This window comes from Pseudomonas fluorescens, assembly GCF_902497855.1.
Taxonomy (GTDB): domain Bacteria; phylum Pseudomonadota; class Gammaproteobacteria; order Pseudomonadales; family Pseudomonadaceae; genus Aquipseudomonas; species Aquipseudomonas fluorescens_BI.
Map to the genome: position 1 here is coordinate 1 of NZ_CABVHU010000038.1, position 13,742 is coordinate 13,742.

Annotated in this window: 11 protein-coding genes and 1 pseudogene; 3 read left to right on the top strand and 9 right to left on the bottom strand. The window is 50.9% G+C overall.

The genetic code is table 11. From position 1 onward, the window contains the following. Window positions 1–1,046: 1,046 nt before the first annotated feature. Window positions 1,047–1,286 (top strand): hypothetical protein, encoded by a 240-nt coding sequence (locus tag F8N96_RS34440; RefSeq protein WP_412071839.1) that lies wholly within the window; start codon window positions 1,047–1,049, stop codon window positions 1,284–1,286. Window positions 1,287–1,375: 89 nt separating this feature from the next. Here F8N96_RS34440 and F8N96_RS34445 read toward each other — a convergent pair whose 3' ends face one another. From F8N96_RS34445 to F8N96_RS34480, 8 genes are all read right to left on the bottom strand, one after another. Then, window positions 1,376–1,567, bottom strand: a complete 192-nt coding sequence (locus tag F8N96_RS34445) for a hypothetical protein (RefSeq protein WP_150801583.1) — start codon at window positions 1,565–1,567, stop codon at window positions 1,376–1,378. Window positions 1,568–1,732: 165 nt separating this feature from the next. Beyond that, window positions 1,733–2,647 carry a hypothetical protein gene (locus F8N96_RS34450; protein WP_150801584.1) on the bottom strand — a complete coding sequence of 305 codons (915 nt, stop codon included), beginning with the start codon at window positions 2,645–2,647 and terminating at the stop codon, window positions 1,733–1,735. A gap of 334 nt (window positions 2,648–2,981) precedes the next feature. Next, entirely contained in the window at window positions 2,982–3,584 is a 603-nt protein-coding gene (locus F8N96_RS34455) for a hypothetical protein (protein WP_150801585.1), read from the bottom strand. A gap of 22 nt (window positions 3,585–3,606) precedes the next feature. Further along, window positions 3,607–3,807 carry a hypothetical protein gene (locus tag F8N96_RS34460; protein ID WP_224794177.1) on the bottom strand — a complete coding sequence of 67 codons (201 nt, stop codon included), beginning with the start codon at window positions 3,805–3,807 and terminating at the stop codon, window positions 3,607–3,609. Window positions 3,808–4,483: 676 nt separating this feature from the next. Continuing rightward, window positions 4,484–5,920: a hypothetical protein gene (locus F8N96_RS34465; protein WP_150801587.1), complete on the bottom strand. Its 1,437-nt coding sequence runs from the start codon at window positions 5,918–5,920 to the stop codon at window positions 4,484–4,486. After that, window positions 5,917–6,468, bottom strand: coding sequence for a hypothetical protein (locus F8N96_RS34470; protein WP_150801588.1), 552 nt, complete (start codon window positions 6,466–6,468; stop codon window positions 5,917–5,919). Before F8N96_RS34470 ends, F8N96_RS34465 begins: the two co-directional genes overlap by 4 nt. Then, the gene (locus F8N96_RS34475) at window positions 6,446–8,674 is read right to left on the bottom strand and encodes a hypothetical protein (protein ID WP_150801589.1); all 2,229 of its coding nucleotides are present in this window, start codon (window positions 8,672–8,674) and stop codon (window positions 6,446–6,448) included. The genes F8N96_RS34470 and F8N96_RS34475 overlap by 23 nt, the downstream gene beginning before the upstream one ends. Continuing rightward, window positions 8,661–10,784: a hypothetical protein gene (locus F8N96_RS34480; protein ID WP_150801590.1), complete on the bottom strand. Its 2,124-nt coding sequence runs from the start codon at window positions 10,782–10,784 to the stop codon at window positions 8,661–8,663. Before F8N96_RS34480 ends, F8N96_RS34475 begins: the two co-directional genes overlap by 14 nt. 316 nt (window positions 10,785–11,100) lie before the next feature. Between F8N96_RS34480 and F8N96_RS34485 the strand changes: the two are divergent. Further along, window positions 11,101–11,883 (top strand): annotated as a pseudogene (locus tag F8N96_RS34485) (calcium:proton antiporter); the annotation flags it as partial. 127 nt (window positions 11,884–12,010) lie between these two features. Here the strand turns inward: F8N96_RS34485 and F8N96_RS34490 are convergent. Continuing rightward, window positions 12,011–13,369, bottom strand: a complete 1,359-nt coding sequence (locus F8N96_RS34490) for an 8-oxoguanine deaminase (protein WP_150801591.1) — start codon at window positions 13,367–13,369, stop codon at window positions 12,011–12,013. A gap of 166 nt (window positions 13,370–13,535) precedes the next feature. Between F8N96_RS34490 and F8N96_RS35660 the strand changes: the two genes are divergently transcribed. Beyond that, window positions 13,536–13,742 (top strand): hypothetical protein (locus F8N96_RS35660; RefSeq protein WP_224794178.1); only part of this gene is annotated, 207 nt, incomplete at its 3' end.

Below are 13,742 nucleotides of genomic sequence, written 5' to 3' on the forward strand. Positions count from 1 at the left end.
ATAGGAACGGCGTTCTTGTGGCATAGGCGTCCGCTTAAAAAGGCTAAAAATGGTGTCCACTTAAATTTAGGTGGACACCATCGCCTCAAGCGACGGTGTCAGGAAGGTGTGTTGCCCGGACGGTTACGTAGAGATGGCGCATTTGGAAAACCATAGAGCGGTTTAGGACGAACGAGGATGGTTCTAGGTAAAGCAAGAAGGCCGTGTTGGCCCTACTAGGATGGCGCCTGGCGAATGCCGCGTGTGGCTACTTGTCTAGCCCACTATCGCGTGTAACCCACCTGTGTGCGATTAAGCTCTCCACGGCCTCGCTAGCTGATAAACCTTCGAGCTGACATGCGAGTAGAAACTCGTGGTCAAGCATCGCCTGGTTTTTAGCGATCAGGTCGTAGCATGTGGCAACAACATCTTTAGGCAAGCGCCCAGCAACGGCACGCGAGCTAGTAGGTTCAATGAGAGACAGATCTCCATCGGCCCGCTCTAGAAGAGCTAACCAAAGACCGTAGGGGACAGTCGTGCGATTCTCGTGCCGATGACGGTATGACAGTACCTTCAGCAGCTCAGGAACGCGGCTAATCACGACTTCACAAACGACGCGTAGCGCCTGAAACGGAGAGTCACTCATGCCTATAATTGAGCTGTGACGCAGTTTAGGTATTGATAGGTAGGGTTCTTCGATTTTGACTGGATATTCGTAAGCTAACTGCAAAGTCAGAGCACCGAAGCGGTCGGTACCAAGAGATCCGGCGAGGCGCTCGATAGCTTCGAGCTCATGAAGGTTGTTCCGTGTTAAGGCTATCAAGTTCCCCACACTTCCTCCGGAAGCTCGATACATCTATTCACTGATTCGTTCTCGCACGGCCAACTGTGCCATCTGCTGTCCAGGTACGCCGACACTGTTGATTTTATCCTCATCCAGGCAACGCAGTTTTAATGTATTTGAACCGGAGGGCAAGCGGAGTGCGCAAGCCAGCGAGGCTGACGGCGTGAGGCGGCACGCCATTACCGCAGTCTCTCAGCTGCAAGCCAACCCGGAGGGAGCTAATATGACCCAGGATGAACTTCGCAAGCTTGAGGCTTGTATGGAAGAGAACGACGACACCGTGTATTGCGACATTCAGATGCCGGTGGCCCAAGGCAGAGAGCTACTGCAATTGGTGAGCACGCTGCGGGAGTCGAAAGCCTACCCAAGCCTTGATAGGGTCTTTGAGCACATGCAGGACGAGCTCAGTACGTCCATTGATATCGTGGAGAACCCACCAACGTGGGGGCCATGGTGTCAGTGAGTCAGAACTCCATCTGACATCTCTAATTCGTAGTCCTATGGCCAATCTGCGCAGGTTGAAGCTTCAAGTCGGGTGGCCATTCGGTGTCTCTATTTCTTAACCAAGTCTTTGTACAATTCTCGTGCCGCTAGGATCTGATCTCTGATTTCTTCAGGGTCGATTCTCATGCCGCCGCGAGGCGTAGTCTGAAGCGTTTTTAGGCCGTTCGCAGCTTTGATGAACTCCCGCTCTTCTGCCTGCACCCAGGCAGGGCGTTTGTCTTTCCAAAAAATCCATGCCATTCGCCTAGCCCTTATCTCTGATTGGATTGAGGTCAGTCTGTGGAGCAGGTAAGAGTGTTCACTCGTCAATGACCTCTGCCCACGAACTCTCGGTGAGGCTGCTTGGCACTCCCAGCTGCCCGCTGTTTCACTACGCTCAGCATAGTATCCCCAATCCGAGGACACTTATGAACGGTTGATTCCCGCACGCCTCTGAGATGGATTAACTATGGCTTCCCGAAGATAGACATCAATAATCCTATGCATCTGCTGGAGCGACATTGGAGCACTGGCGTCGTTCGAAGAAGGGAAGAGGTAACCGATTGGAGGAATGCCTGCTTGGCGCACGTATTCACCAACGAGGGTGCCGAAGATTAGCGGCATGAGGAGCTGATCACTACGACAATGAGCTTTGGAACGCTTGATCCGAAAGAGGGAGTGCTTGTCAGCAGTGAAAACGTCATGAGCTTTCGCGTTTAGCAGTTCAAACGGACGAATACCTTGCAGCAAACCCAGGCACAAACATTGGTCATGAAGTGTGCCCTTGCGCTGTACAATCTCCCAAAAGCTTTTGAGATCTTCCTGGCTGATGGGATCTGCTGGTCGCTTCAGAAGCTCGGTATGTAGACCGTCGCGTGACTGAGCGGCATGCTTCAACTGACCCTCACTGATATGCCCAGCCGAGTCATCGGTTGGCCTCATGAGCAGCTCAAGGAAGACCTGAGATGCTATAGCGCCGGCCTGTTGTGAACGCGATGTCTGGAACACGGTGAGTTCGTGAAGGGGCAGCACCCTTACCAACTGGTCGACGTCGCGCTCGCTCATGTCGGTGACTTTACTCGAATGACAGAAAGCAATGATGGAGGTACTGATCCCATCCCTGACCTTATCTTGGGTAGGTCTAACTACACTCTTGGCGTGCTGATCAGCTGAAGTTTGTAGATCATGAAGATCTTCGTAGCCCAGACCCCTTGAAAGGATTTTTTGCGAAGATGCGAGGGATAGGGAAGGAGTGCCGCGCCAATTGCGCTGCAGCTTTTTGACGATACGGTTGAAGCCGTATTTGACACGAAGGTCGGCAAGAGAGATTGGTACGCGCATAGCATCCTCCAATTCGCCAGCGGTGTCGGCTGCCCTCTGACTATTGTCGGAATGCATATGAAGCAGAAGAGATGAAGCACCCTGTGGCTATACCGCCTTGGCGAACCGACCGCCCGATCTCGACTAGGGAGCCGAGGCGGTCACGTTAGCATATCCGGAGCGCTTGTCCATTGAATCAAATGGACGACCTACATGCAGCCGCGTGAGTGACAAGGCAAGCGGAGCGCGCAGAGCATGAGGATGGAAGCCCGCAGGGCCAAGACCTGTCGTAGACAGGGCTTGGTTACGACAGCCGTCCCCTAAGGGCATGCCACGACAACTGTAGCGTGGATGGCTACCGAACAGTGCGCTGATCGAATGACCGGGGCACCACACCCATTGCGCAAAGATCATACGTTTTGCGCAACGCTACCTCGTCGGCAGAGGAAACCCGCGCATGGGCAAAAATCGTCGACAAAAACCGTTTCCGTTCGCCATTGCCAAGTTCAGACCAGATCCGTGGCTGTCCCTGCGCGTCGGGAATCGCCAACCGGTCAAGGAAATATTCCTCAAGGCTGTTCAATCGTTGCTGCCCATCAATCAAGATCTCACTGTTTTCGGCCAAAGTCCTACCAACACTCGCCGAATCGCACCATTCGTTAGTCAAATAGCTACCCAAATCCGCTCCTGCCCACACAGCAGAAATAAAACGGGACTTCTGACCTAAGTTCCACGCCAGCGCTCGCACCCAGGTTGGCACCGGCATACCCATAACAAATCGCGCAGCCCATGGAGAACGATCATGTGCAGCGGATGGATCCACCAAGTATTTCTCTAGGTGAAATGCAAGGACATCGATTGGGTAGTGGCTGATTGTAGTGGCCAAAATTCGTTGAGGCATTTGGATGCGTAAGTCTGACGTTTCGTCATCGGTGTAGCGTTGAAAGATGGAGGTCATGGGTTTCCTATGGAGTGAGGTGCTACAGGTAAGTCGGAATATTTAAGTCAATACGATGGCGTCGCCATTCATCCATCGTGGCGATGATTAGAAGATCGAGGTCAATGGATGCCCCGATCTGTTCGCCGTCTACGAGTGCCTGCGCATAGCCCTCAGCGTAGGCTGCGGCTTTGTCAAATGCTGAAGGGGAGTCGGATGGCTCGATGTAATTGATCGGTCGCACCCAAGCTCTCCGCTGGCGGTTGCCTTGGATCGTCTCGGAAAACGATATAGCGCCTTGGAGGCATTGGATGAATGCAATCGTTGGAGGGTTCAAAACTGTGTCTCACCGTGTACATAAAATGACAAACGGTTCGTTTTGGAAAACCTTGAGCCCGAGTAGATAATTTTTTGTGGGGGGACAAAATATGGGGTGATGCATTACTGCGCACCACAGATCAGATAAAAGAGGGTATCGCGCTTGTACGAAAGTCCGCCTGAGTGATTGCTCTGTACCTGCCAATACGCAAGGATGTCTTGCAAGCTCCTTCTGTAGGCCTGTGAAGATGATCAAAGCAAGCGGAGCGCGCAGACGTGAGGATGAAAGCCCGGGAGGGCCAAGACGCCCACTTTGGGAGCGGCTTGGTTCACGACAGCCGTCCCCACAGGGGTATGTCAAGAATCACACTTGGTATCCAAAAAACCGGATTTACAGGCCCGTGCCTAGTTATCAGAATTCAGCTAGGGCAACAGTAGGTACTCAAGCGTCGCCCTTAAATTTGGGTGCCCCATCCTCTGAGATACCCGTTCCAATTCAGATTTCCAGGCAAGTTCGCGCACATATTGACGAATAATATGCACGCTCGTCTGTGCTGCCTTCTCCAGTTGTTGATGCTGAAATTAAGCAACGTGCTTAGGAATCATGCGGCATGGGATTCCATGTAATCAGCGATTTCATTGATGAAGGCTCCGATTTTGTCATCGATCGCAATTCCTTCTCGGATTGATGCGTACAGGAGGCGAGTCAAAGTATGCATAGCCGACTCCGTATCGTTGCTCCGCTCTACCGCAGATTTTTCTCCTGTGGCCTTACGTAGAGAGAACATTGCATCAAAATATGGATGCAAAGAATCACCATTAGCATGGCCTGTTTTCTCTGCTACACGATCACATATCTTACGACGTACAGCCTCGCCCCATATGTCCGTCAGCTTGCCATCGCTCTCCAGTTCATCCTTGAGTTCTAAAAGTATGTGGAGTGTGATGAAACGATGTCGAAAGAGGCTCATACTAATTGCTTGTGAAGTTAGGCCGGCCTTCTGTACCAGCCTTGAGAAATCTTTTTGTAGCGAACGGGCCGATAGAGGAGTGCCGCTCTCTGTTAGGATCATTGCTAAAGGCGGATCTGTGATCACGCCGATCTCGATCAAATGAGCAATGTATTTGTCGCGGCAGTCTATATATGAGTCTATCTCAGTAATGTCATATTCGGTAAGGGCGAAACTTCTTGTAGGCCATTTCCTCTTCCTCTTTTTAGCGACAGGAAGAATAAGAACGCTTGTGGAATTGTAATCCTCCTTACGAGGAGCCAAGTATTTGCAAAGCTCGCTTGGCCTACCCCCAGTACGCTCAAGAAACCAAACACTGAAATTACGCCTGGCTTCAAGGTATTTCGCGGCTAAGGACGAGTCAGCGGATTTCCCAAATCGATTAAATTTATGATGGAAGACAAAGCTACGCTTCTTAAATATTTCATCTTTGATCAGCTGAATAGCCTCTTCTGGGATTGGTCTTTTAGCTTTGAACTGAGCAGTTACTTCTGGGGATGCTATGTGCTTAAGATAGCAACGGCCACTATGTTTATTATAATGCTCGGTTACTGTTATCTGCGGGTTTTGCGATTCGGTTCCAACGATCAATCCCAGGGATTGAGGAAGGTTATCTTGGAGCCAATTTAAGAAGCTTAACGTCCTGTCGACAATTGCGGCTATATGGTTTTTTGAAACCTTGGAAGAACCACCTTTGCGGCCACTGCGAAGTTTTAGATTTGCAATAAATGCGATGAAAGTAATGTCAGACAAGTCCTCGAAGGATAGCTTCGTGGTATAGCAGAACTCAATCAATGGACTGATTAGGGACGCATAAGTTATTAGCGTTTCATCCCCTGTTGAACGATAAGACTGCTCCTGTAACCAAATATTCACCATTGTGCATGGTTTTCCATTAGGCCAGTAGCACAAAGTCATGTGAGAAAGTTTTTTGATATCAGCATGAAGCCGATGGCCAGAGGTAGCCTCTTTGAATAGCTGGCGAGGAGGAAGAATAACGTCCTCATAGTATAGGTAAAGTTTTGTCATTTCTTCGCCCTGACAATAGACATTTCTTTAGCGCCTGCCTCGCTAGGCGAGCTAATAAACTTAAATCGCTCGGTCGCGATATCAATCTGTCGTTGCAAACGAGCCTTTGAAAGCTCAGATAGATCATTTTGAGTTTCTAGAAAAATATTCATTCCATTTAACAGGTTGTAAAACGCGAGTGTGCATAGTTGGGCTTGGAGGTGCGCTTGCTTGATTTTCTCCTCATCGCTGATTGTCAGGATGGCTGACGCTTTGGCGTTTGCCTTCGCTTGAGCGAGGGTCTGGACTTTGCTATAGAGATCGAGAAAGTATTCCCATTGAGAGCTAAAAGCTGGGGCGTATACATTTGGGATCAAGCCTTGTTTACAAATGGACTTGATGGTGTTGAGTGAAATAGTCTGAAATTTGCCTGCAATCTCAAGTTGGCAAAAGCTTTTTATCGTGCGAAACGCCCATAGGCTGTCTTTGGAGATGTGTAGCTCCTCGCCCATGACTTGGAGAAGCCACTTGTGGCGAGCGATCACATTAGCGAGGGACGTATTTCGCATCAGCTTTATCCCCGAATTTGATGGCGATGTCGGTATCAAGAATTGAACCGTCCAGCATTTCCCTAACTACGGTATACCCAATAGTTTCAACTTTTCGCTCAAATATCATACGGCGGACAAAATCATGAAATTTTACTTGGGGTAAGCATTTGATAGTTTTTACGCCAAACTGATTTAGCACGCTTTTATGTAGCTCACAAAGCCCTCGTGCGTCAGTGGTGGCGGACTTGGAAAATTCATGAGCAAGAAGTTTTTCTACAACGGATTCAGTTTGTATCTCCAGAATTTCATCATGAAAGCCATTGGCGTTAAGATAAGAGTCAATTTCTTTAGCTGACGAATGTCCTGCGCACCATCCGATCGCATCCGCAGAATATGCAGTTTCATGGTAGAACATGGTATAAATAAAAAATTTACGCATCTCATGTGTCCTGACATACCATCTTGTACCGTCTCGCTCAATGGGTACATTGATCGCGTCGGAAAATCGGATCAGTGCATCGTCAATCCTAATATGAAGAAATCGGTGCTGCGTTAGGGAGAAGTCTCTTAGGCTAGGGAAGTAAAAAAGCAAATCGTTTTTGTTTGATGAGTCTTTGTAGGCAGTAGAAAGACCATCACCCAATCTCTGTAGTAATTGTACCGCTACCGCAGCGATGTAAGGTATTGGGCGACTTATCTTGGATTCTAGTCCGGCAGCGCCTGCTTTCTTGTTGATGTGAGTTAAAAAGGCACCTGTGTCGAATACAGCGTTTTCATAAAGTTCTTCCGTTAGACCCGTTGGTGTCGATCCAGATAATTCACTGAAAGGCGTAGATGTGGCACTACGAGTTGATAGCCCCGATCTTTTAATTGACGCTAGCTCTTGCTGTCTTATAGGCTTGTTCATGCCTATAAGAACCGCGCAGCTGCCAATAAACGCCGAAAGATGATATGCGAAGGATCTATTTGAGGGGTTCTTAGGGTCGACCAAGAGTCTGTTGATATTAAGAGCTTCGCATAGGGGGGTAGAGGGATATCCAGGGTATTCTGCCGTAGTATATTTGGCAGCCCAGTTTCGAATATTTTTTCCTAGCTCGGGCAATGGCGTGCCAGATTCAACTTCCCGAGCCGCATGAATGGCCATATCTACAAAAGCATTCCCGTAAAGAACAACCCATTCGATGGCTGACCCAAGGACATGCATGCCGATGCCATATGGAATTTTAGGAGTGTGCCTGCTGACCGCGAGGCGGTCAGAGTATATGGACTTGTATTCGCGCAGCGCTACCTTGTCGATCTCAAGCGCTGGAAAACTATCGGGGTCAATGTGCTTGGATTGCATGAAGGCATAGAGTTGATCTAGATGAGTTCCGAAAGTTTTTTCAAAAGTTTCTTTGGAGCCAGCTTCAGACAGTTTTGCAGATCGTGAGTCGATGTGTTTATTAATTGTGTTGTTGGCGCGTACTAAAAATCTGGACTGACTTTGTTCTGGCTCAAATTGCTTTAGGAACAGTCTTAGCTTCGTATCGCCATTAAAAATAGGGCTTGAGAGTTTCTGAGATAGCTTGGCTCGAGAAATTATGCCATTTACCCCGGTGTAATAGCCTAGCTTTTGGAGTGCGGCCTTTGCATCTGATACGAACTCCGATGGTAGCTCTAACGGGGTATGGTGATAAGAGTCCGGAGCTGGGTAACCGTACGTGAGGTTATGGATGAGATCCAGGGATCTAGGGGTGATTCGCAGAGCGCTACTCCAAGAACCTTCGCTGAGCATGTCTAGCAAAGCTTCAATCGCCTCGTCATCAATCAAGCCAAATGCGAATTCTCGTGGACGGAACTTCTCCTCATCTAGGTAGACCCACTCTGTCAGTTTAAATAACCATTTTAGCAATCTGAGGCAGGTCGCCTGGTTTGCTTTTCTAGCCACGTGGCCATTGCGAATAGCAAAGAAAATACGCTGGATTACTACTAGGCATTTAACATTTTCCGGGGATGTCAGGAGTGTGTTATTTGGGAGCCTGACTCTGAAATCGATTTCCGGTAGTGGTGCATCGTCACGCTCTTTAATAAGCCAAACATCGGCGCCAAGCCCTCCTTTAACAAGCCACCAGGCCGATAGTTGGATCTGTTGGCTTTTTGCAGAAAGACTTCTCTTAGCCTGCTTTTTGAGTGCAGCAAGAAGACCGTCAGGGTCTGCATATGCAGGAAAATTACGGGTGGCCATTGGTGTTCACCGTGCGTCGAAGGTGGATTTCTTTGCCCAAATCTTCTGCTGCGTGACGCAGAGCCGCGTTGTGAGTCATATTAAGTTCGAGTCTTGATCCCTGATGCAACGCAGCGGCAAGCATTTTGTCTGCTTCTGAACTGAACTTCCCTTCCGCTGCTGTTGAGATCAGGCTTCTAAGGTCGATGAGACTCCCCATAGACGTTTGCAGTTCGGGGTCGAATTTTTCGAGCTCCTCGGGTGTCATCGTTTTCGCTGCACGATCTGTCAGTATGTAAAGCGCACTAAGAGACTTCTCATCAATGCTGAAGGCAAGGCTTGCATTGGCAATGCTGAAGATATTCGAACGGCCTAAATCTGCTGTAGAAAATTCTTTGCGAAAGTGCTGTGAAAAAGCATCAGTGCGCTTGTTCTTTGACAGTTGTTGGGATATAAACCTTTTGAGGTCGGACTCGGTAAGGAAATCACTTGCGCTGAAGTGCCACGGTTTATTTACAGTGGCCAGCAAAACCAGTTTTGCCTGGAAGGCTCTAATAAGCCATATATACCGACGCTCTTGCACCCAATCAGGGATGTAACTTGATTTGACGGTCTGTTTCGCATTGCCGAGCTTCCTTGATACCGCGTATAGGCTTCCGGTATGGAAATAGGTTATCAGCCCTTGCGTCACCCTGAGCGAGCCTAGGCTGAAGGTCTCTCGATCAATGTTGCGACCTTCTAAGTGGTGGGCGATTTCATCATAAAGGGTATGCCCATTTGCCTGCATGATGTTATCAATGTTTCCAGGGCATAAGATTCCATCCCTGGTTGCGGTAAGGAAGAGAAACCGGTGCTTTGGATCTTTTGCCTTTTTGAGTTTGGCGCGGATCAACTTGGTGCACTCAACGATGTAGATGAAAATCTCCGCGCTTCGAGTGCTAAGCAATTCTGACTGATATTTGTCAGCTCTAGGCTTTTCTACCGTGAATAAAAGAGAGGTATCGTCAACCTGTGTTTCAATCGCGGGCTTGCCATTAGACAAAACAATCTTGGCTGATTGAATTCCCATGGAGGTGAATTTAGGCTGGTCTATGATAAGGATTGATGCCGCAGCTGCACAATCTCTGGCGGAAATCTGTCCGAGAAGGCGCGACAGGTTTTCGTTTATGTTTGTCGTTTGTATGCCCAGCTCGCCTATTTGATCGCTGATAAGCTTTGTGAGTTTTCTTTGTCCAGCTTTTTTGGTGATGTCTTTGAAGAACGCTATTTTGCTAAAAGATACAAAGCTTATTGCATTGAGATGTGGCGTCTCGGTCAAGTAGTAGAGCGCTGCAGCTAAAAACCATGATAATCCATCTTCACTGGTAGGATCAGCCACATGCTTGCCGTTACAGTAAAAGTTATTGTTCTTAATCCTGGATATCAAATCACCTCTGTTGACCCTTGAGATTAATTTTCTGCCAAGGGTGTGTGCTCGCTTGAGCTTGTCGAAGTATTCGATACATCCAGTTGTAGTGGCGTCAATTGCATGTACTAGACTATTGGAGATCCGACTTAAAAATTCATCTTCGTCTAGGCACAGGTCTCTGCTTACAAGAGACTGTTTATGCCATGCCCCGGTGTTCGATGTGATTTGCTCCGTGAGTTTTCCGAGGGGCTGGCTGATTTCTGGCTCGATATTCGAGTCAAGCAAACGGGCGGGCGGGACGTATACATCTAGAGGAACGACGCTGTCAGATTTCAAACGTCGATAAAAAAGAGCGGTTGCAGACCATTTCGCTATCCGGCTGTTAGGGTTCCGAGTACCTTTAGGCCCCAAGTAATCCAAAGTGAACTCAAAGTGGCCCATAATGAATTCATCCCACTCGTCAACGTTGGTGGGCAAATAAATTGTGTCTGATTCGATATAGCGTTGCTGCTGTTTTAAGACTTCTACAAGCCCAATGATCGTATCCGGCCTTTCTGACTTGCAGTGTTTAGCGAGGGTTCTGGCATAGGGTTGAAACTCAAGCCAAGTCAATCCGGATGCGATTTCACATTTAAAATCTCGGAACCCTTTTCCGTTGGTTTCACTTGGAGCTTTGAAAATGCAGGCGTGGCGAGCTTGATCGTAATGGTAGGTAATCGTCACCGGCTGCTCTCCCACTCGGCTTGACGGGCAGCAAAGGGGGTGGATACCTGATAGGGGGGACATGCCGGAAAGCGGGAGGGAATCGTTGGCGAAGGCACAGAGAACTCCTGTCAAAAATCTGATTTTCATACCAGATTGACAAAAAGTCAAAATACCTTTTAAGAGTATGCCTGTGGAATACTGTTAAATGCAATAGGCTTGGCCATTTTTTTACGAGTCACAAAACTCGCCATTGCGCTTCTTCGACCGGCTGACTGACCTCCGAGGGGCGGTGCGGCGGGGACTTTAGCGATTCCAATTTGACACTGAAATTCGTGTCTACAAAATAATCATGCTCGACATCAACGGCATCCTCGGCCTGGCTGCGTTGATGGGCGGGATCAAGCATGGCGAACAGTCCTACAACGATGATTCGGCGCGCAGCTACAGCGTGATGATCCTCACCGCCATGGGCGTGTCCATGGTGGTGCCGGAGTTCATTCCCGAGGCGAACTGGAAGCTTTATTCGGCCTTCACCATCGGCGCGATGGTCGTGCTCTACACCCTGTTCCTGCGCATGCAGGTCGGGCCGCACAGCTATTTCTTCAGCTACAGCTACCCGGAAAAACGTCGCAAGAAGGAACCGACCGCAGAGCCGGAGCCGATCAATCTGGCATTGAGCATCGGGACCTTGGTGTTTGGTGTGGTGGTGATCGGTGCACTGGCCGAAGTGATGTCCAAGACCCTCGACCTGGGGCTGGAAGGTTCGGGCGCACCGCCGGTGATGACGGCGATCCTGGTGGCGGCGATTTCCGCGGCCCCGGAAATTCTGACGGCGTTGCGCGCGGCGCTGGCCAACCGCATGCAGTCGGTGGTCAACATCGCCATGGGCGCGTCGCTGTCGACGGTGATCCTGACCGTGCCGGTGATGGAAGCGATGGCGCTCTACACCGGCCAGCCATTCCAGATGGCGATGACCCCGGTGCAGACCGTGATGGTCTTCCTCACCCTGATCGTCAGCGCGATCAACCTCAACGATGGCGAAACCAATGCCATCGAAGGGATGACCCACTTTGTATTGTTTGCGACCTTCATCATGTTGTCGCTGCTGGGCCTTTAACCCCACCACAAAACCAATGTGGGAGCGAGCCTGCTCGCGAAGGGGGACTGACATTCAACATCAATGTTGAATGATCCGGCCTCTTTCGCGAGCAGGCTCGCTCCCACAGTTTTTGATTGGTGTTATGTCAGACGCCGGCAATCAACTGCCGAGCGGCCTGACTGTGATCCGCAATCAACCCTTTCAGATCCAACCCCTCAACCTGCCCGTCAATCACCCGCCACTTGCCACCCACCATCACTCGATCCGCCCGGTCCGCGCCGCACAGCAACAACGCCGAAACCGGATCATGACTGCCGGAGAAACGCAGTTCATCGAGCTTGAACAGCGCCAGATCCGCCTGCTTGCCCACCGCCAGTTCACCGATGTCCGTGCGCCCGAGCAATTGCGCCGAGCCCTTGGTGGCCCATCCCAGCACCAACTGCGGGGTGATCTTTTCCGCGCCGTAACGCAGCCGCTGGATGTACAGCGCCTGACGGGTTTCGAGCATCATGTTCGACGCATCGTTGGAGGCCGAACCGTCCACGCCCAGGCCGAGCAAGGCGCCGGCAGCGGTCAGGTCCAGTGTCGGGCAGATGCCGGAGGCCAGGCGCATGTTCGAACTCGGGCAATGGCAAATCCCGGTGCCCGCCGCGCCGAGACGGGCGATTTCATCCGGGTTGAAATGGATACCGTGGGCCAGCCAGGTACGCGGGCCGAGCCAGCCGACACTGTCCAGGTAATCCACGGTGCGCAGGCCAAAACGCTGCAGGCAGAAGTCTTCTTCGTCGAGGGTTTCCGCCAGGTGAGTGTGCAGGCGCACGTCGAGTTTATTGGCCAGTTCCGCACTGGCCGACATGATTTGCGGCGTCACCGAAAACGGCGAGCAGGGCGCCAGCGCGATCTGGATCTGCGCGCCATTGCCACGCTCGTGGTACTCGGCGATCAGGCGTTGGCTGTCGGCCAGGATCACTTCGCCTTCCTGCACGGTCTGCTGGGGTGGCAGGCCGCCGTCCTTTTCGCCGAGGCTCATCGAACCGCGAGTGAGCATGGCGCGCATGCCCAGTTCGCGAACGCTCTCGACTTGCACGTCGATCGCATTTTCCAGGCCTTGCGGAAACAGGTAATGGTGATCGGCAGCGGTGGTGCAGCCGGATAGCAGCAGCTCGGCCAGCGCGACTTTGGTGGCGAGGGCGAGTTTTTCAGGGGTGAGGCGTGCCCAGACCGGATACAGGGTTTTCAGCCACGGGAACAACGGCTGGTTGACCACCGGCGCCCAGGCGCGGGTCAGGGTTTGATAGAAGTGATGATGGGTGTTTATCAGCCCCGGCAGGATCACATGCTCGCGGGCATCGAACACTTGTCCACAGGGTGTGGAAGGTTGCTGGCCGACAGCGAGCACTTCGACGATCAAACCGTCTTGCAGCACCAGGCCGCCACGGGCATCGAGATCATTGGCCGTGAAGGTTGCGAGGGGGTTTTTTAACCAGGTACGGGTCGCAGGCATAGTGGCCGGCTCCTCTGAAAATTGGGTTCAGGGTTGCCAGCTCAGTGATGCCCTGTCTGCTGATCCAGGGTCGCCGCGGGGGACGAGGTGCGCAGTTTCGATCAAAACCGCGCTGCGGGCAAGCCCGCACCGACCAGACGACGCAACCCCCCCTGTAGGAGCTGGCTTGCCAGCGAAGGCCGCGTATCAGTCAGCATCATTGTTGGCAGTGATGACGCTTTCGCTGGCAAGCCAGCTCCTACAGGGTGAACTGACCCCCAAAAGTTGGACACAGATCCTGACTTTTGGGGTGTTTCCAATGGGCAAGTATTCCGTGCAGTTCAAAATCACAGCCGTTGAGGCCTACATCAACGGCGACGATGGGTTTCGAAAA

Bases quoted from the DNA above. Each gene is read 5' to 3' on its own strand.
- F8N96_RS34450 (WP_150801584.1), bottom strand. From the start codon at position 2,647: ATGCGCGTACCAATCTCTCTTGCCGACCTTCGTGTCAAATACGGCTTC.
- F8N96_RS34455 (WP_150801585.1), bottom strand. From the start codon at position 3,584: ATGACCTCCATCTTTCAACGCTACACCGATGACGAAACGTCAGACTTA.
- F8N96_RS34470 (WP_150801588.1), bottom strand. From the start codon at position 6,468: ATGCGAAATACGTCCCTCGCTAATGTGATCGCTCGCCACAAGTGGCTT.
- F8N96_RS34465 (WP_150801587.1), bottom strand. From the start codon at position 5,920: ATGACAAAACTTTACCTATACTATGAGGACGTTATTCTTCCTCCTCGC.
- F8N96_RS34490 (WP_150801591.1), bottom strand. From the start codon at position 13,369: ATGCCTGCGACCCGTACCTGGTTAAAAAACCCCCTCGCAACCTTCACG.
- F8N96_RS34440 (WP_412071839.1), top strand. From the start codon at position 1,047: ATGACCCAGGATGAACTTCGCAAGCTTGAGGCTTGTATGGAAGAGAAC.
- F8N96_RS34475 (WP_150801589.1), bottom strand. From the start codon at position 8,674: ATGGCCACCCGTAATTTTCCTGCATATGCAGACCCTGACGGTCTTCTT.
- F8N96_RS34445 (WP_150801583.1), bottom strand. From the start codon at position 1,567: ATGGCATGGATTTTTTGGAAAGACAAACGCCCTGCCTGGGTGCAGGCA.